This is a genomic window from Klebsiella sp. 28 (genome assembly GCF_018223905.1).
Taxonomy (GTDB): Bacteria; Pseudomonadota; Gammaproteobacteria; order Enterobacterales; family Enterobacteriaceae; genus Klebsiella; species Klebsiella pneumoniae.
In genome coordinates this window covers 1-19,008 of the sequence record NZ_JAGRQY010000023.1, presented here as the reverse complement: position 1 = coordinate 19,008, position 19,008 = coordinate 1, and the positions used below count along the sequence as shown (strand labels likewise).

Here is a 19,008-nt window from a genome sequence, read left to right as displayed (position 1 = left end):
GACAATCATCGTCAGTTTAATCTCTTAAATAATGCTTAACGTAGCTTTCATTCAATTTATCTATAGAGCTCAGATTTAACCCAGCTATCGAATTAAAAGAATCATCTTTTGTGAATGCAAGAATCGACGATCCGCCCGGGGAGAACCATTTAGCACTCTGTTTAAAAGGCCAGGGAAGTTCATAACCTTCTTCTCTCAGCAGGTGATTAAGCATGCTCCAGTCTGCTCTAAAATCTTCGCCACAAAATGGAGTATCATCCTGTACATTTTCGGCAGTGAACAATGCTATCGGCGTACAAAAATCAGCTGTCGAGGAAAAGTATATATTATAGAAACTGATGATGAGTTTCTGTACTTTTTCAGGAAAAGTTCCAGGAATGGTCAGCACACCCAGCAAGTATTTATAGTCCGGATATCTTTTTATAAAGTCAAATATCCCTTGCCATAAATAATCAAGCACCTTACTTTTTTGATAAGGTTTCTGAATAAAGCCGCGGCCAATTTCCACACACTTCTCTAAACAGGAATAGGCATTATCATGGTATTTAAACAAGCTGTTGCTATAGAGGCCTGTTACACCATGTTGGGCCAGCTGCTCGCCAACGGGCATAACACGATATGCTCCCAGGATTTCCACATCAGAAGGATCCCACAAAATGATATGATAATAACTTTCATCAAAAACATCGTTATCTCGGTCGTTACCAGTTCCGGCACCAATATCGCGATAACAGCGTTCGCGTAAGCGCCCTAACTCATCAATAATAGGTGAGGTTCGGTTAGTATTACAGCGATATATCACTAGTTTTCTACCGTCTTCAAACTGCCTTAATATTTCGCACTCCTCTATTGCGCTAATTAGCTCCTTTTTACCTGGTTCTAATTCTTGCGGCGCAATCGTATCTAACATAGCCGGGCCATTCTTCGCTATACTCTGGAGGTGCGTCAAACATACATTTGCCGCGGCAGAAAGATCTTTATTGTATTCTTTAAACGAGGATAAGGCTATTTGCTGTCCTATATTGATTTTCATGGTCTTGCCATGATGGCGGAGAGCTTCACGAATAACCATCATATTCGACAGTTGCCGCCAGAATGTTGCAGTAAGATAATAAATCTTACTGTTTGCTCCCGTAATATGAATTGGTACCAATGCTGCATTATTTCTCATAGCAAGCTGTAAAAAACCGGGGTTCCACTTATGCTCCTGTAACCCGGAAAGAGACCAGTTAGCCAGCTTACCCGCAGGACATATAATCAATACGCCTCCTTTTCGCAGGTGATCGTTCATCTCGCGGAATTTTTTATGGCTCATCTTACCGGCCATATTCTCAATTCCAATGGTAAGTTCCGATACCTGGGGGAATATAATTGGCAAAACGTGATTAGCTATTATTTTTATATCACTCCTGACTCGGGAGACCGTATGTATTAAGCTAAGTCCATCGATAACCGTCGGATGATTTGAAATAACAACCGTAGCCCCATGCCCAGGTATGTTGTTAAGTTGGTGGTGTTCGCTTTCACATTTCAACTCAAGGAGTTCAACAACTGCATTAACCCACTCGACCCCACTTTTATTAACGAGTCGCTCGTTATATATTAAGCGAGAAAATACCTTATTGCCAAATGCCGTCCTGAACAGCCATTTTTTCCAAAAAGGTATGGTTGTATTTGGAAAAAATTCCCTTACGACTCTGTCAAAGATAGCGTCCATATTAAAATCCTTTTTATAGAACTCATCTTAAACGACTATACTAGCGTTCTTTCAGTCGGACAATACCGCATAAAACTTAAAAAGGCCAAAACAAAACAATTAGATATAATTAATACAACAGTATTCTCACCATAAATACAACCACCAAAGTTTTAATAAATTTATAGTAATCAATGCAAAAAAAACATACATAATGCTTAAAGGTAATACCCTATCTCATTTCTGGTGGTTATACTTCCTAAAACTCACAGAATAGTTTTTCTGGCGGTATATGCATTTGTACAAAGGCATCCGAATTCCATGCCCGCATCTAATATCAGAAAATATTAACTACGGATTCCCATAATATATAACCCCACCTACAGCCCCTGGCGAAAATAACTTTGCGGCTATATCCGTTAAAACAATCGTCCTTGAAGTATTTCATCACTATTCCTGTTAAGTCACCGCCCGCACGGCTATAATCCTTGCATTCATTATTACGAAAACAGGAACGCCTATGATCCGCAGTATGACCGCCTATGCCCGCCGTGAAATCAAGGGTGACTGGGGTAGCGCCGCATGGGAGCTGCGCTCGGTAAACCAGCGCTATCTGGAAACGTACTTCCGCCTGCCGGAGCAGTTCCGTAGTCTGGAGCCCGTGGTACGCGAGCGCATTCGCGCCCGCTTGACTCGCGGTAAAGTCGAATGCACCTTGCGTTTTGAACAAGATCCCAGCGCTCAGGGTGAACTCATCCTCAACGAAAAGCTGGCTAAACAGCTGGTAAACGCTGCCAACTGGGTGAAAATGCAGAGCGATGAAGGGGAAATCAACCCGGTTGATATCCTGCGCTGGCCGGGCGTGATGGCCGCCAAAGAGCAGGATCTCGACGCCATCGCCGCCGACATTCTGGCCGCTCTTGACGGCGCGCTGGACGACTTCATCGTCGCCCGCGAAACGGAAGGCCAGGCCCTGAAAGCGCTTATCGAGCAGCGGCTTGAAGGCGTGAGCGGCGAAGTGGCGAAAGTTCGCGCTCATATGCCGGAAATTCTCCAGTGGCAGCGCGAGCGCCTGGTCGCGAAGCTGGAAGATGCCGAAGTACAGCTGGAAAATAACCGCCTTGAGCAAGAGCTGGTGCTGATGGCGCAGCGTATCGACGTTGCCGAAGAACTGGACCGTCTCGAAGCGCACGTTAAAGAGACCTATAACATTCTGAAGAAGAAAGAAGCTGTGGGTCGCCGTCTCGACTTTATGATGCAGGAGTTCAACCGTGAATCGAACACCCTGGCGTCAAAATCGATTAACGCCGAGGTGACCAACTCCGCGATTGAGCTGAAGGTACTCATCGAGCAAATGCGCGAGCAAATCCAGAATATCGAGTAACGCTTTCTCGTTTGTTAATGTATTTCGGTATCCAGGGCCATGATAAATCATGGCCTTTTTATTTATCTCTCTCACGGGCGAATGATAAGAATCTACTTATAAAAAATAGTCGTCCAGTTTTCGGTTGTGGCAAATAAGCACAACGCGGCACAGTCAGGAAAACACTACCGCGAGAGAAAAGAATGGACTTTAATGCGCTTCACCAGCAAAACCAACCTTTGTTGCTTGCCAATGTCTGGGATGCCAGCAGCGCTCAGGCTGCTCAGCAGGCTGGTTATCAGGCGCTGGGATCCTCCAGCGCTGCTATCGCCGCAATGTTAGGGTATGAAGATGGCGAAGAGATGAGTTTTGACGAGCTGTTTTATGTCGTCTCACGCATCAAAACCGTTAGCGAACTGCCGTTAAGCGTCGATTTAGAGGCGGGCTACGGCGCGACAACCAGCCACATCATTGACAATATCCGGCGTCTGGCGCATCTCGGCGTGAGTGGAATAAATCTCGAGGATAGTCATGTGGTGGATGGTACGCGTCGTCTTGACGATGCGGAGCGCTTTGCCGTCAAACTGCAGGAAATAACCCGCGCCTGTCCCGGTCTGTTTGTTAATGTCCGCACCGATACCTTTCTTCTCAACGTACAAGATGCGCTGGTTCAGACGCTCTATCGCGGTCAACTCTACGCCAAACACGGCGCATGCGGTTTTTTTGTGCCTTGCGTCACCCGCGCGGAGGATATTATCGCCATCGTTCACCACGTGCGTTTACCCTTAAACGTAATGTGTATGCCTGAGCTGGCTGACTTCAGCACCTTATCGACACTGGGCGTAAAACGAATTTCGATGGGCAATTTTATTTATGCTGCGACGCAGGCCAGACTGAAAGACTTATTATGTCAGGTGCAAACCCAACACTCTTTCTCAGGTGTTTTTTGACCATGAAAATTACCGACAGCATGCAGTGCGATATCTGGTATCAGGCGCTGCTTGAACGCGCGGTGGAATTCACCGGCGTTTTTTTCGTCGGCGTGAAAACCACCGGCGTATTTTGTATCTCGGTCTGTCGGGCGCGAAAACCCCGGCGGGAAAACGTCGAATTTTATAATGACTTTAAATCCGCGCTGGATGCCGGCTTCCGGCCATGCAAAGTCTGTCGCCCGACGGAGAATGCCCGGACGGCCCCCGCCTTTGTTGAACAAGCGCTCCGCCTGCTGCGAGAAGCTCCAAAGGTCCGCCTCAGCGATAGCGAGCTACGTCAACACGATATTAGCCCGGAACGCGTTCGCCGCTGGTTCCTGCAAAACCACGGGATCACCTTTCAGGCTTTTCAACGGATGCAGCGTTTGAATATGGCGCTTCAGGAATTAAAAGCAGGCCGCTCAACTACCGATGTCGCTTTCGATAGCGGTTACGAGTCCTTAAGCGGCTTCGGCTATACCTGCAAAAAATTGACCGGTTTCGCACCCAGCGCACAACGCCAGGTTGTTTTAATTCATCGTTTTACCACCCCGTTAGGGCCAATGTTTGTTTGTGCAACGCAACGGGGAATTTGTCTGCTGGAGTTTGTCGACAGACGAGCGCTGGAGTCAGAATTCAGCGACCTGCAGCGGCGGTTCAACGCCAGCATCATCGCAGGTGAAAATGCCCACACCAGGCAGGCGCAACAGGAAATAACGGAGTATTTCGCCGGACAGCGTCAATCGTTCGAGGTGGCGCTTGATGCCCCTGGCAGCGAGTTCCAGCGAGCGGTCTGGCGCCGTTTACAGCACGTTAGCTTCGGTGAGACGACGCATTATCAATCGATTGCGATGGAGATAGGTAAACCAACGGCCACGCGCGCGGTGGCTGCTGCAAACGGCGCTAACCGCGTCGCGATTATCATCCCGTGCCATCGAATTATCGGCAAAGATGGTTCGATGACCGGTTACGGCGGCGGCATTGCACGAAAAATATGGCTTATTAACCATGAGGCAACCATCAGGAAAAAACGCGGCTGATTTTACTTTCAGGATCAACGGGCCCCTCCCTGGCTTTCACCGCGGCTCGGTAAGCCTATTTTTTATCCAGCACCCGGCAGGTTAAAAACGCCCCTGCCGCGCACAGCAGCGCCGGAGCCAGATAGCTGTGATCCATGTGGGTAAACTCCATCACCAGCGCCACTGCGGTCAACGGCATCTGCATGGAGGCGGCGAGAAACGCGGCCGCCCCCACCACAGCGAAGCTGCTTTTATCTCCGCCAGGGAAGCCGAGCTGCCAGAGCGCGCAGAGCAGCAGGCTGACCAATCCGCCCACCGCCAGCCCTGGGGTTAACAATCCACCCTCCGCGCCGCCGCGCAGCACCGCCAGAATCACCACCATCTTCAATACTAACAGGACAGCGACCATGGAGAGAGGCAGCCCGTCGCTGAGCGCCAGCTGCATTGGACCCTTGCCATTGCCCGGAAGCTCGGGGAAATAAAGACTCAGGATGGCAAGAAGAGAAAACCCCAGCAGACAGAACACCGGCATCTGCCAGTTACTTCGCGCGCGTGAACGCGCCGCGCTGGTCGCTTTGCGAAAGAGCCAGGCGCCGGTGCCAAGAATCGGGCCCGCCAGAATCGCCCACCAGAGAAAGGTGTGCGGAAGTGCGCTGGAAACAAAATGGTATTGCGATTCATCCCCTAACCCCAGGGTGGCCGTCCAGGCGGCAATCGCCGAGGTCATCATCGCCGCCAGCGTTTTTTCCCAGCTAAACGACAGCAGCATGACCTCAAGGCTGAACAACGCCCCGGCCAGCGGGACGTTATAGACCGCCGCCAGACCTGCGCCCGCCCCACAGGCAATCAGCGTGCGGGTTTCATCTTCCAGCAGGCGCAGCTTACGCGCCACCATCCCCGCCCCCAGCGCGCCCATTTCCCGGGGCGCCACCTCGCGGCCAAGCGGGGAGCCCAGCGCTACGGTGACGATCTGCAGCAGCGCGTGGATCGTCGTGGTGCCCGCGGGCATGGGTGCGCAGGGGTTGGCCACCGCCGCCGCAATAGAAACCCGCCTCCGCCCGTAGCGACCAAGCAGCCACCAGCCAAATCCGGCGACGGCGCCGCCGGCCACGATTGCCACGATGCGGCGTGGCCAGGACGACTCCGTGACGCCCTGTAAAAATGACACCGAACCGACGATCTGCCCGTAACTGTAACCAAAAGCCAGGTGCTGAATCGCGTGTAAAATTAGTGCCAAAACCATGCCGGACAGACCGGCCAGAATCCCGGTTAATACCACGGCTATCAGGCGGATCAGATGATTTTTATTCCCGGCGGCGACGCTCATTTTCTCAGGCCTTGAAAAGGAAAAATAAAAGAATAAAGGACGAGACTTAAACATTGCGTAATCATAGTGTTTTCGATAGTGATACCCATCGCTTCACTTAGCATTACTTTTTCTAATCAATAAAAATCCCTAAAAAATCAATAAACCTTTAAATCAAGCCATCACAGATACTATTTCCATTAATTTTTCCTGGCGTAAATGATTCGCTTTAGAAAATCTCAATCGTGATCCTGCGCACAAATCGTTAACCTGCCCGCCATTACCTGGGGGGATCTATGCTGCTTCATGTTCTGTATTTAATCGGTATCACCGCGGAAGCCATGACCGGCGCACTGGCTGCCGGGCGCCGGCGGATGGATACGTTTGGCGTCATCATTATCGCCACTGCGACCGCGCTGGGCGGGGGTTCCGTTCGCGATATCCTGCTGGGGCACTATCCTCTTGGTTGGGTGAAGCATCCCGAATATGTCATCATTGTCGCCGTCGCCGCCGTCCTCACGACCATTGCCGCTCCGGTGATGCCGCACCTTCGTCGGCTGTTTCTGGTGCTGGACGCGCTGGGGCTGATCGTGTTTTCTATCATCGGCGCGCAGATCGCCCTGGACATGGGCGAAGGCCCGGTTATCGCCTCTATTGCCGCCGTGATCACCGGTGTCTTCGGCGGCGTACTGCGCGATATGTTCTGCAAACGCATTCCGCTGGTCTTCCAGAAAGAGCTGTATGCCGGGATCTCCTTTGCCGCAGCCGTACTCTATATTGCTCTGCAACATTACGTCAGCAGCCACGATGTGGTGGTGCTGGCTACACTGCTGTTCGGCTTTACCGCCCGCATGCTGGCGCTGCGCTGGAAACTGGGGCTACCGGTCTTCCACTACACCCATGACGCCCACTAACCGCCTTAAAATCCGGGGATGCGCTGCCCGCTAAGCCATTGCGCCAGCGCCACCACGTCCTGATGGTGCAGGAAAGCCACCAGCTGGCGGGCTCTGATCTCCCCCACGCCCGGCAGCGTGCGCCATTGCGCTTCACTTTTTGCCGCCAGCAAATGCCAGTTCTCGCTTTCGAGCTGCGCCAGCGCCCCCTGCGGCACCGGGATCCCCATCGCCAGCACCCAGCGGATAAAAGGTCGTTTGCGAACGAGATCAAACTGATGCCAGAGGTGCTGCCCGCGGGCGGCGGAAATCCCTGGCACCGCCTGCAGCTGCTCAACGGTAAGCGCCAGCCAGGAAAAGATATGCGTCATTGGGTTTTGCTGCTGAATGACGCGCCATAAATTTTCCCCCACGCCATCGACATTCAGGGCGGACTTTGATGACAACCAGATCAGCCTGGAAAGAAACTGTTCGCTGCACTCAGGGGTGGCGAAATAGCAGGTTAGCGCATTAAATTTCGCCGGCGGCGGCGTCGGTTTATGGCGCTCGGCCGTCCGCCAGACGACGGCGTCGACCCGAGGAATACCCTGCCCTGCCAGACTGATCTGCAGCTGATCGCCAACCCCAATATCCAGCATCTGCCAGCGGGACACAGAGCCAACGTTAACCCGCTGCACGCGTTTATCATCCAGCCGCTGGGGCTCAAGCTCGGCCACCACGTTGAGTCTGCCGCTGCGGCCGGTACTGAAACGGATCGCCCGTACCTGCATCACCCGCGATGCCGGAGGATATTTCCAGGCTGCCAGCCACTCGCCCTTTCCGGGCGACCAGACTCGCCCCGGCGGCTCGCGTCCTTCGCGCACAATCACACCGTCGCTGACGAAGGGCAGCGGCGAGCGATACCAGCGCTGGCGCCACTGCGCCACCTGCTCGATGCGCGACACCGGATGGGTATATTGTCCGCTGTACTTAAACCCCGCCTGCGCCAGCAGCTGCTGACGACGGCGCATATCGGACGGACCGTCTGGCCAGGCCCAGATAAAGACGTCCAGTTGGCTGAGCGCCGCCGCCGCGTCGGCTCGCATCATCAACCCGGCGACTTTCGCCCGCGCATTCATCCCCCCGGCCTGCTGCTGGACATGGCCGTCCCGGCGCAGAAACAGTTCCCCCTGCAGTACGCTGTCGGCCAGTTCACCGGTCATCACTTTCGCCAGCGCCGGGATCTGCCGCGCTCGGGCGGTCCATGCCTCACCGCGTAGACCATCGCCGCGGCTAATGGCCTGAACCAGACGCCCCTGGCGATAAACGAGAGTCACCGCCACGCCGTCCACTTTAGGCTGTATCCACAGGTCGGATTTATTTTTCATCCAGCGGGCAACGCTGTCCTCATCCGCCAGCTTGCGCACGCCGGTATGGGCCACCGGATGACGCGCATCGCCGGTGGGCGGAGGCAGATCGTCATCCTCAGGCGTCGCGCCCGGAAAGCATTGTCGCCACTGCGCCAGGCGCAGGGTGAGCTGGTCGTAAACGTCATCGCTCACTCCGCTGGCGCCCTGCCGCCAGTAAGCCTCTTTCCAGGCGACAATTTGCTGATGAAGGCGTGATGTCTCCTGCCTTCCTCTGGCCGGCGGCCAGTCCGGACACGTCGCCAGCACGCTGGCAGAGAACATCCCTAACGCCAGCCACCACCCTCCTTTACGCATTGCAGTCCCCTCCTCCATCACCTCGCGGAGAGTCTGCTGCAGAATGCCGCGAGCCGCGACGGAAGCTTTTTCGCCTTGCGAAGCGCCTTCCAGGATTTACGCCTCATTGCAGCAACGGCTGGCGAATTCAGGAAAACGGCAGGCAAAATGAAAGAAACAGCGGCAAAAAGTGTGACAATGACTGCGTCACGCCGCGGCGACGTGTATAATAGGCTCGTATGTAGGACCTCTTTCGATAACCACATACAAAAGACACTCATGGCTCAAGGCACGCTTTATATTGTTTCCGCCCCTAGCGGCGCGGGTAAATCCAGCCTGATTCAGGCTTTATTAAAAACCCAACCGTTGTATGACACCCAGGTATCGGTCTCCCATACCACGCGGGCGCCGCGTCCGGGTGAAGTGCACGGCGAACACTATTTCTTCGTGAATCACGACGAATTCCGCTCGATGATTGGCGAAAACGCGTTTCTGGAACATGCAGAGGTCTTTGGCAACTATTACGGCACGTCGCGTAAAGCGATCGAGCAGGTGCTGGCGACCGGCGTCGATGTCTTCCTCGATATCGACTGGCAAGGCGCGCAGCAGATCCGTAAAAGCATGCCCGGCGCGCGCAGTATTTTTATTCTGCCGCCGTCAAAAGATGAACTGGACCGTCGCCTGCGCGGCCGCGGCCAGGACAGCGAAGAGGTGATCGCGAAACGGATGGCCCAGGCCGTTGCGGAAATGAGCCATTACGCGGAATATGATTACCTGATTGTGAACGATGATTTTGACACCGCCCTGAGCGACCTGAAAAATATCATCCGCGCTGAACGTCTGCGCATGAGCCGCCAAAAGCAGCGACATGGCGCTTTAATCACCAAACTATTGGCAGACTGAACCCACATTCAGTATCATGCCCAGTCATTTCTTCACCTGTGGAGCATTTTAAGTATGGCACGCGTAACTGTTCAGGACGCTGTAGAGAAAATTGGTAACCGTTTTGACCTGGTACTGGTCGCCGCGCGTCGCGCTCGTCAGATGCAGGTTGGCGGAAAGGATCCGCTGGTACCGGAAGAAAACGATAAAACCACCGTTATCGCACTGCGCGAAATCGAAGAAGGTCTGATCAACAACCAGATCCTCGACGTACGTGAGCGCCAGGAACAGCAAGAGCAGGAAGCCGCTGAATTACAAGCCGTTACCGCGATTGCTGAAGGTCGTCGTTAATCACACAGCGGGTCGCCCTTGTATCTGTTTGAAAGCCTGAATCAGCTGATTCAAAACTACCTGCCGGAAGACCAGATTAAGCGTCTGCGGCAGGCGTATCTCGTTGCACGTGACGCTCACGAGGGTCAGACACGTTCAAGCGGTGAACCCTATATCACGCACCCGGTCGCGGTAGCCTGCATTCTGGCCGAGATGAAGCTCGACTATGAAACGCTGATGGCCGCGCTGCTGCATGATGTGATTGAAGATACCCCCGCCACCTACCAGGACATGGAACAGCTTTTTGGTAAAAGCGTCGCCGAGCTGGTAGAGGGGGTGTCGAAACTTGATAAGCTCAAGTTCCGCGATAAGAAAGAGGCGCAGGCCGAAAACTTTCGCAAAATGATCATGGCGATGGTGCAGGACATCCGCGTCATCCTCATCAAACTTGCCGACCGCACCCACAACATGCGTACTCTGGGCTCGCTGCGCCCGGATAAACGCCGCCGCATCGCCCGCGAAACGCTGGAAATTTACAGCCCGCTGGCGCACCGTTTAGGTATCCATCACATCAAAACCGAGCTCGAAGAGCTGGGCTTTGAAGCGCTGTACCCTAACCGCTACCGCGTCATTAAAGAGGTGGTCAAAGCGGCGCGCGGCAACCGTAAGGAGATGATTCAAAAGATCCTCTCCGAAATCGAAGGGCGTTTACAGGAAGCGGGGATCCCCTGCCGCGTCAGCGGTCGCGAGAAGCATCTATACTCCATCTACTGTAAAATGGTGCTCAAAGAGCAACGTTTTCACTCGATCATGGATATCTACGCCTTCCGCGTTATCGTCCATGATGCTGATATCTGCTATCGCGTGCTCGGCCAGATGCACAGCCTCTACAAACCGCGTCCGGGTCGTTTTAAAGACTATATCGCCATTCCGAAAGCTAACGGCTATCAGTCTTTGCACACCTCGATGATCGGCCCCCACGGCGTCCCGGTCGAGGTACAAATTCGTACCGAAGACATGGACCAGATGGCGGAGATGGGGGTAGCGGCGCACTGGGCTTATAAAGAGCACGGCGGCGAAAGCAGCACCACCGCGCAGATCCGCGCTCAGCGCTGGATGCAAAGCCTGCTGGAGCTGCAGCAGAGCGCCGGTAGCTCGTTTGAATTTATCGAGAGCGTAAAATCCGATCTGTTCCCCGATGAGATTTACGTTTTCACCCCGGAAGGGCGCATTGTCGAACTGCCTGCCGGCGCCACGCCGGTGGACTTCGCCTACGCGGTGCATACCGATATCGGTCATGCCTGCGTCGGCGCGCGCGTCGACCGTCAGCCCTATCCGCTGTCGCAGCCGCTCTCCAGCGGTCAGACTGTCGAAATTATCACCGCGCCGGGCGCTCGCCCGAACGCCGCCTGGCTGAACTTTGTCGTCAGCTCGAAAGCGCGCGCCAAGATCCGTCAGCTGCTGAAAAACCTTAAGCGCGACGATTCGGTCAGCCTTGGCCGTCGTCTGCTCAATCACGCGCTGGGCGGAAGCCGCAAACTTGCCGAGATCCCACCGGAGAATATCCAGCGCGAACTCGATCGCATGAAGCTGGCCTCGCTTGACGATCTGCTGGCAGAGATCGGTCTGGGCAACGCCATGAGCGTCGTGGTGGCAAAAAACCTGCAGCAGGGCGAAGCCGCTGCGGCGCCGGTACCGGCTAACGCGTCGAACCACGGTCATCTGCCAATCAAAGGCGCCGATGGCGTGTTGATCACCTTCGCCAAGTGCTGTCGTCCAATTCCAGGTGACCCGATTATCGCCCACGTCAGCCCGGGTAAAGGGTTGGTTATCCACCATGAATCCTGTCGTAACATTCGCGGCTACCAGAAAGAGCCGGAGAAATTTATGGCGGTTGAGTGGGATAAAGAGACCGCTCAGGAGTTCATCACCGAAATCAAGGTGGACATGTTTAACCACCAGGGCGCGCTGGCTAACCTGACGGCGGCGATCAACACCGCGTCTTCCAATATCCAGAGCCTGAATACGGAAGAGAAAGATGGCCGCGTATACAGCGCCTTTATCCGCCTGACCGCGCGCGACCGCGTGCATCTGGCGAATATCATGCGCAAAATCCGCGTCATGCCGGACGTGATTAAAGTCACCCGTAACCGAAACTAGCTTTATGAACTCAAAGCGCTACGAGCGTATCTGCGAGATGCTCGCCAGGCGTCAGCCTGACCTGACGGTCTGCATGGAGCAGGTCCATAAGCCTCATAACGTCTCTGCGGTCATCCGGACCGCAGATGCCGTTGGCGTACACGAAGTGCATGCCGTCTGGCCGAGCAGCCGGATGCGTACCATGGCCTCCGCCGCCGCGGGCAGCAACAGCTGGGTGCAGGTTAAAACCCACCGCACTATCGCAGATGCCGTCGGCCACCTGAAAGGTCAGGGCATGCAAATTCTCGCCACTCACCTTTCCGACAAAGCCATCGATTTTCGTGAAATCGACTATACGCGTCCAACCTGCATCCTGATGGGCCAGGAGAAAACCGGCATCACCCAGGAAGCGCTGGCGCTGGCCGATCAGGACATCATTATCCCGATGATCGGCATGGTGCAGTCGCTGAACGTTTCCGTCGCCTCGGCGCTGATCCTCTACGAGGCGCAGCGCCAGCGGCAGAATGCCGGGATGTACCAACGCGCCAACAGCATGCTGCCGCCGCAAGAGCAGCAGCGCCTGCTGTTCGAAGGCGGCTATCCGGTGCTGGCCCGCGTCGCCAGACAAAAAGGTCTGCCTTACCCCCACGTTAACGAGCAGGGCGAAGTGGAAGCCGATGCCGCGTGGTGGGCTACCATGCAGGCTGCGAGGTAAACCCAATGTCAGGCCGCCTGTTAGATGCCGTTCCGCTCAGTTCACTCACCGGTGTGGGCGCTGCGCAGAGCAGCAAACTGGCGAAGATTGGCCTGCATACGGTACAGGATCTGCTGCTGCACCTGCCTTTACGCTACGAAGATCGCACCCATCTTTACCCGATAGCCGAGCTACTTCCCGGAGTTTATGCCACCGTGGAAGGTGAAGTGCTCAACAGCAATATCACCTTCGGCGGCCGGCGGATGATGACCTGCCAGATCAGCGATGGCACCGGCATCCTCACCATGCGCTTTTTCAACTTCAACGCGGCGATGAAAAACAGCCTCGCGACCGGTCGTCGGGTGCTGGCCTACGGTGAAGCCAAACGCGGGAAGTACGGCGCCGAGATGATCCACCCGGAATATCGCGTCCAGGGCGATATGAGCACCCCGGAGCTGCAGGAAACGTTAACCCCAGTCTATCCGACCACCGAAGGCATCAAGCAGGCGACCCTGCGCAAGCTCACCGATCAGGCGCTTGAGCTCCTGGAAACCTGCGCGATTAGCGAACTCCTGCCGCCGGAGCTGGCGCAGGGGATGATGAGCCTGCCGGAGGCGCTGCGTACGCTGCACCGCCCGCCTCCCTCCTTGCAACTTAGCGAGCTGGAAAGCGGCAAGCACCCGGCGCAGCAGCGTCTGATTCTGGAAGAGCTGCTGGCGCATAACCTCAGCATGCTGGCGCTGCGGGCAGGCGCCCAGCGCTATCACGCCCTGCCGCTCGGCGCCAACGATACCCTGAAAAACCAACTGCTGGCCTCCCTGCCCTTTAAGCCCACCGGCGCGCAGGCGCGGGTTACCGCCGAGATTGAACACGATATGGCGCTGGACGTGCCGATGATGCGCCTGGTGCAGGGCGACGTTGGCTCCGGTAAAACGCTGGTCGCTGCCCTGGCCGCCTTGCGCGCTATCGTCCACGGCAAACAGGTGGCGCTGATGGCGCCCACCGAACTGCTTGCCGAGCAGCACGCCAATAACTTCCGCAGCTGGTTTGAACCGCTGGGCATAGAAGTCGGCTGGCTGGCGGGCAAACAGAAAGGCAAAGCCCGTCAGGCGCAGCAGGAGGCTATCGCCAGCGGCGAAGTGCAGATGATTGTCGGCACTCACGCCATCTTCCAGGAGCAGGTGCAGTTTAACGGCCTGGCGCTGGTGATTATCGACGAACAGCACCGCTTCGGCGTGCATCAGCGGCTGGCGCTGTGGGAAAAAGGTCAGCAGCAGGGGTTCCACCCGCATCAGCTGATCATGACCGCCACGCCTATCCCCCGCACCCTGGCGATGACCGCCTACGCCGATCTGGACACCTCGATTATCGACGAGCTTCCGCCGGGCCGAACCCCGGTGACCACCGTCGCCATCCCGGACACCCGGCGCAGCGATATTATCGACCGCGTACGCAACGCCTGCACCCACGAAGGGCGCCAGGCCTATTGGGTTTGTACGCTAATTGAAGAGTCCGATCTGCTGGAAGCCCAGGCGGCGGAAGCGACCTGGGAAGAGCTCAAACTGGCGCTGCCGGAGCTCAATATCGGCCTCGTCCACGGGCGGATGAAACCGGCGGAGAAGCAGGCGGTGATGCAGGCCTTCAAGCAGGGCGAGATGCATCTGCTGGTAGCCACCACGGTGATTGAAGTCGGCGTCGACGTGCCTAACTCAAGCCTGATGATTATCGAAAACCCGGAACGTCTGGGTCTGGCGCAGCTGCATCAGCTCAGAGGGCGCGTCGGGCGCGGCGCGGTCGCTTCCCACTGCGTGCTACTCTATAAATCGCCGCTCTCCAAAACGGCGCAGAAACGTCTGCAGGTCCTGCGCGACAGCAACGATGGTTTCGTCATTGCCCAGAAAGACCTCGAAATTCGCGGTCCCGGCGAGCTGCTCGGCACCCGCCAGACCGGCAACGCCGAATTTAAAGTGGCGGACTTACTGCGCGATCAGGCGATGATCCCCGATGTCCAGCGCATTGCTCGCCACATTCATGAACGCTATCCGCTGCAGGCCCAGGCGCTTATCGAGCGCTGGATGCCGGAAACCGAACGCTATTCCAACGCGTAGCGCGCTTCTGCCGCGCTGCGGGCAACTTTTCTACACAACGAGTGGATTATGAAACGAGAACTGGCCATCGAATTTTCGCGTGTCACCGAAGCCGCCGCGCTGGCGGGCTATAAATGGCTGGGCCGCGGCGATAAGAATACCGCCGACGGCGCAGCGGTTAACGCCATGCGCATTATGCTTAACCTCGTCAATATCGACGGCACCATCGTCATCGGCGAGGGCGAAATCGATGAAGCGCCGATGCTCTATATCGGCGAAAAAGTGGGTACCGGCAAGGGCGATGCGGTAGATATCGCCGTCGATCCCATCGAAGGCACCCGCATGACGGCGATGGGCCAGGCCAACGCCCTGGCGGTGATGGCGGTCGGCGATAAGGGCAGCTTCCTTAACGCGCCGGATATGTATATGGAAAAGCTGATCGTCGGCCCGGGCGCTAAAGGCGCTATCGACCTTAATCTGCCGCTGGAAGAGAACCTGCACAATATCGCCCGCGCCCTGAACAAGCCGCTGGGCGAGCTGACCGTCACCGTGCTGGCGAAACCGCGCCACGACGCGGTCATTGCCCAGCTGCAGCAGCTGGGCGTGCGCGTGTTCGCTATTCCCGATGGCGACGTCGCGGCCTCTATTCTCACCTGCATGCCGGATAGCGAAGTCGACGTACTGTACGGCATCGGCGGCGCGCCGGAAGGGGTGGTTTCCGCCGCGGTGATCCGCGCCCTCGACGGGGATATGCAGGGGCGCCTGCTGGCTCGCCACCACGTGAAGGGCGATAACGAAGAGAACCGCCGCATCGGTGAAAATGAGCTGGCGCGCTGCAAAACCATGGGCATTGAAGCGGGCAAAGTGCTGCGTCTGGATGAAATGGCGCGCAGCGATAACGTCGTCTTCTCCGCCACCGGGATCACCAAAGGCGATCTGCTGGACGGAATCACCCGCAAGGGCAATATGGCCACCACCGAGACGCTGCTGATCCGCGGCAAGTCGCGCACTATCCGTCGTATCCAGTCGATTCATTACCTCGACCGTAAAGATCCGGACATTCAGCAGCACATCCTGTAATACCGCTTTTTCTCTCCCAGGCAACCGTCCGCAGGCGGTTGCCCTGTTCTTCGTTTATATTTGATCAATAGAGCTTTCTTGCGCCTTCGGGGTGGAAATCTGGCTCGTCTGGACCGAAGATAAGGCATCGCTTGGCAACAGGAGAAGACGATGGCGGACTGGGTTAGCGGCAAAGTGACAAAAGTGGAGTACTGGACGGACGCCTTGTTCAGTTTATACGTGCGGGCGCCTGTTCATCCGTTTACCGCCGGGCAATTTACCAAGCTCGGGCTGGAAATCGACGGCGAACGCGTGCAGCGCGCCTACTCCTACGTCAACGCCCCCGGCAATCCCGATCTTGAGTTCTATTTGGTCACCGTCCCGGAAGGCAAGCTGAGCCCGCGTCTGGCGGCGCTGAAGCCGGGCGATGAAGTCCTGGTGGTGAGTGAAGCGGCAGGTTTCTTCGTCCTCGAGGAAGTACCGGATTGCGATACCCTGTGGATGCTGGCGACCGGCACTGCCCTCGGGCCGTACCTGTCAATTTTGCAGGAAGGCAAGGACCTTGAGCGCTTTAATAACCTGGTGCTGGTCCACGCCGTCCGCTACGCCGCGGACCTGAGCTATCTGCCGCTAATGCGCGAACTGGAGCAGCGCTATGCCGGTAAATTACGCATCCAGACGGTGGTCAGCCGCGAAACCGTGGAAGGCTCGCTGACCGGCCGGGTGCCGTTTCTGATTGAAACCGGCGCGCTGGAAGAGGCCGTCGGCCTACCGATGACCACTGACACCAGCCATGTGATGCTGTGCGGCAACCCGCAAATGGTGCGCGATACCCAACAGCTGTTAAAAGAGACCCGGCAGATGACCAAACATCTGCGTCGCCGGCCGGGCCATATGACGGCGGAGCACTACTGGTAATCAGGCGTCCGCTTTCCAGCGCACGTCCTGGGTCTCCTTGCCGAACTTATTCTCGCCCTGGGTGCCGACAAACGCCCCCAGGTCGATCAGCATCATGACGATAATCAGCGTCGGCACAAAGCGCCCGACGCCCCACTGCCAGACCTGCGGCAACATCGCCCAGTTCCCCGCCAGCAGCATCCACGCCAGAACCATCAGCAGCGCCCACAGCCCGGATTTGCCGCGATCGTGCAGCCGCTTGACCACCACCGCCGCCGTCGGCCACAGCAGGCAGACGATAATAAACGCCGCCGTCTGCAGGTTGAGCAGATTGCTGCCTGCCAGGGTAAACAGGGCGCTCATGGTCACCAGCCAGATGGCAATCCAGATCCAGAAATCGCGGCGGCCAATGCGCCCTTTAATTGAGAATAACCACTGCTGTAGGGTCATGCGTTTTTCCTTATCATCATCGTCTGCGTAGTTTACCCTGGCGTCGTGACTTTTTGACAAGCGCCGCGCTTCCCGATTTAATCGTCAGCAGGCAAAAAAAGGAACGACGGGCATGAAGAAGTGGACAATTTTGTGGTTAAGTGGGCTGATGGGCCTTGCCGTCGGCCCGCACGCGTTGTCCGCAGAGAGCGAATCGACGACCGCGGCAGCGCCCTACCTGCTCGCCGGCGCGCCGAGCTTTGACCAGTCGATCAGTCAGTTCCGCGAGAAATTCAACGCCGATAACCCAAAGCTGCCTCTGAACGAATTCCGTTCCATCGCCACCAGTCGCGATCGGGCTAACCTGACCCGCGCCGCCAGCAAAATTAACGAAAATCTCTATGCCTCCACCGCGCTGGAGCGCGGCACGCTGAAGATCAAATCCATGCAGATCACCTGGCTGCCGATCCAGGGGCCGGAGCAAAAGGCGGCCAGGACCAAAGCGCTGGAGTATATGAGCGCCATGATCCGCGCCTTCGTGCCGACTTTTAGCCAGGCGCAAAGCCAGCAAAAACTGCAGAAACTGCTGGCCGCCGGCAAGGGCAAGCGCTACTTCGCCGATACCGAAGGCGCCGTGCGCTATGTGGTGGCAGATCATGGGGAAAAGGGCCTGACCTTCGCCATTGAACCGATTAAGCTGGCGCTATCTGAAACGCTGGAAGGTAACAATAAATGACAAAAAGCAAAGCCTTTCCAGTGACGAGTCTCTATACTGTTTCACAGACCATGCTGCCCTCTGGGGCGGCTATATTCCTTAATTCGCTTAAGTAGCGTGGAGAATTAAAATGCGACATCCTTTAGTGATGGGTAACTGGAAACTGAACGGCAGCCGCCACATGGTAAACGAACTGGTTGCGAACCTGCGTACCGAGCTGGCTGGCGTAAGCGGCTGTGCAGTTGCCATCGCCCCGCCGGAAATGTATCTGGACCTGGCTAAGCGCGCGGCAGAAGGCAGCCACATTCACCTGGGCGCGCAGAACGTTGACGTGAATCTGTCCGGCGCATTCACCGGTGAAACCTCCGCCGAAATGCTGAAAGATATCGGCGCGCAGTACATCATCATCGGCCACTCCGAGCGTCGTACCTACCACAAAGAATCCGACGAGCTGATCGCGAAGAAATTCGCCGTGCTGAAAGAGCAGGGTCTGACCCCGGTTCTGTGCATCGGTGAAACCGAAGCCGAAAACGAAGCGGGCAAAACGGAAGAAGTTTGCGCGCGTCAGATCGACGCCGTGCTGAAAACCCAGGGCGCTGCCGCTTTCGAAGGCGTGGTTATCGCTTACGAACCAGTATGGGCTATCGGTACCGGCAAATCAGCGACCCCGGCTCAGGCGCAGGCGGTGCACAAATTCATCCGTGACCACATTGCTAAAGCTGACGCCAAAATCGCTGAGCAAGTGATCATCCAGTACGGCGGTTCCGTTAACGCTGGCAACGCCGCAGAGCTGTTCACCCAGCCGGACATCGACGGCGCGCTGGTTGGCGGCGCCTCCCTGAAAGC

Annotated in this window: 17 protein-coding genes; 13 read left to right on the top strand and 4 right to left on the bottom strand. The window is 56.2% G+C overall.

The window, feature by feature from the left end; translation table 11 throughout:
* Positions 1 to 16: 16 nt before the first annotated feature.
* Entirely contained in the window at positions 17 to 1,717 is a 1,701-nt protein-coding gene (locus KHQ28_RS04455; protein WP_032418270.1) for a lysophospholipid acyltransferase family protein, read from the bottom strand.
* Positions 1,718 to 2,216: 499 nt separating this feature from the next.
* Between KHQ28_RS04455 and KHQ28_RS04450 the strand changes: the two genes are divergently transcribed.
* The 3 genes from KHQ28_RS04450 (at position 2,217) to KHQ28_RS04440 (ending at position 5,070) form a co-directional block, all read left to right on the top strand.
* A complete protein-coding gene (locus KHQ28_RS04450) occupies positions 2,217 to 3,080 on the top strand; it encodes a YicC/YloC family endoribonuclease (RefSeq protein WP_002922636.1) in 864 nt (287 codons plus the stop codon).
* Between the two features lie 182 nt (positions 3,081 to 3,262).
* On the top strand, positions 3,263 to 4,009 hold the full coding sequence (locus KHQ28_RS04445; RefSeq protein WP_016946589.1) for an isocitrate lyase/phosphoenolpyruvate mutase family protein: 747 nt from the start codon (positions 3,263 to 3,265) through the stop codon (positions 4,007 to 4,009).
* Between the two features lie 2 nt (positions 4,010 to 4,011).
* Complete coding sequence (locus tag KHQ28_RS04440; protein ID WP_032418269.1) at positions 4,012 to 5,070, top strand: bifunctional transcriptional activator/DNA repair enzyme AdaA; 1,059 nt, start codon at positions 4,012 to 4,014, stop codon at positions 5,068 to 5,070.
* A 55-nt stretch (positions 5,071 to 5,125) separates the two neighbouring features.
* On the opposite strand, the gene KHQ28_RS04435 is transcribed toward KHQ28_RS04440, so the two are convergent.
* Positions 5,126 to 6,376 (bottom strand): chloride channel protein, encoded by a 1,251-nt coding sequence (locus KHQ28_RS04435; RefSeq protein WP_032418268.1) that lies wholly within the window; start codon positions 6,374 to 6,376, stop codon positions 5,126 to 5,128.
* Between the two features lie 275 nt (positions 6,377 to 6,651).
* Between KHQ28_RS04435 and KHQ28_RS04430 the strand changes: the two genes are divergently transcribed.
* Positions 6,652 to 7,269, top strand: coding sequence for a trimeric intracellular cation channel family protein (locus tag KHQ28_RS04430; RefSeq protein WP_002922654.1), 618 nt, complete (start codon positions 6,652 to 6,654; stop codon positions 7,267 to 7,269).
* A 5-nt stretch (positions 7,270 to 7,274) separates the two neighbouring features.
* Here KHQ28_RS04430 and ligB read toward each other — a convergent pair whose 3' ends face one another.
* On the bottom strand, positions 7,275 to 8,951 hold the full coding sequence (ligB, locus tag KHQ28_RS04425) for an NAD-dependent DNA ligase LigB (protein WP_032418267.1): 1,677 nt from the start codon (positions 8,949 to 8,951) through the stop codon (positions 7,275 to 7,277).
* 258 nt (positions 8,952 to 9,209) lie between these two features.
* On the opposite strand from ligB, the gene gmk reads away from it, so the two are divergent.
* The 7 genes from gmk (at position 9,210) to fpr (ending at position 17,039) form a co-directional block, all read left to right on the top strand.
* Entirely contained in the window at positions 9,210 to 9,833 is a 624-nt protein-coding gene (gmk, locus tag KHQ28_RS04420; protein WP_002922664.1) for a guanylate kinase, read from the top strand.
* A gap of 54 nt (positions 9,834 to 9,887) precedes the next feature.
* Complete coding sequence (rpoZ, locus tag KHQ28_RS04415; protein WP_000135058.1) at positions 9,888 to 10,163, top strand: DNA-directed RNA polymerase subunit omega; 276 nt, start codon at positions 9,888 to 9,890, stop codon at positions 10,161 to 10,163.
* 18 nt (positions 10,164 to 10,181) lie between these two features.
* Complete coding sequence (gene spoT, locus KHQ28_RS04410; protein WP_004150214.1) at positions 10,182 to 12,302, top strand: bifunctional GTP diphosphokinase/guanosine-3',5'-bis pyrophosphate 3'-pyrophosphohydrolase; 2,121 nt, start codon at positions 10,182 to 10,184, stop codon at positions 12,300 to 12,302.
* Positions 12,303 to 12,306: 4 nt separating this feature from the next.
* Complete coding sequence (gene trmH / locus KHQ28_RS04405; protein ID WP_004181538.1) at positions 12,307 to 12,996, top strand: tRNA (guanosine(18)-2'-O)-methyltransferase TrmH; 690 nt, start codon at positions 12,307 to 12,309, stop codon at positions 12,994 to 12,996.
* Positions 12,997 to 13,001: 5 nt separating this feature from the next.
* Entirely contained in the window at positions 13,002 to 15,083 is a 2,082-nt protein-coding gene (gene recG / locus KHQ28_RS04400) for an ATP-dependent DNA helicase RecG (protein WP_004889209.1), read from the top strand.
* 48 nt (positions 15,084 to 15,131) lie between these two features.
* Entirely contained in the window at positions 15,132 to 16,142 is a 1,011-nt protein-coding gene (gene glpX, locus KHQ28_RS04395; RefSeq protein WP_004181540.1) for a class II fructose-bisphosphatase, read from the top strand.
* A gap of 150 nt (positions 16,143 to 16,292) precedes the next feature.
* Positions 16,293 to 17,039 (top strand): ferredoxin--NADP(+) reductase, encoded by a 747-nt coding sequence (gene fpr / locus KHQ28_RS04390; protein WP_004173895.1) that lies wholly within the window; start codon positions 16,293 to 16,295, stop codon positions 17,037 to 17,039.
* On the opposite strand, the gene KHQ28_RS04385 is transcribed toward fpr, so the two are convergent.
* Positions 17,040 to 17,468: a DUF805 domain-containing protein gene (locus KHQ28_RS04385; RefSeq protein ID WP_002922907.1), complete on the bottom strand. Its 429-nt coding sequence runs from the start codon at positions 17,466 to 17,468 to the stop codon at positions 17,040 to 17,042.
* Between the two features lie 112 nt (positions 17,469 to 17,580).
* Between KHQ28_RS04385 and KHQ28_RS04380 the strand changes: the two genes are divergently transcribed.
* Entirely contained in the window at positions 17,581 to 18,183 is a 603-nt protein-coding gene (locus KHQ28_RS04380; RefSeq protein ID WP_002922908.1) for a YiiQ family protein, read from the top strand.
* Between the two features lie 109 nt (positions 18,184 to 18,292).
* On the top strand, positions 18,293 to 19,008 hold a 716-nt coding region (tpiA, locus tag KHQ28_RS04375), incomplete at its 3' end, for a triose-phosphate isomerase (RefSeq protein ID WP_211777568.1).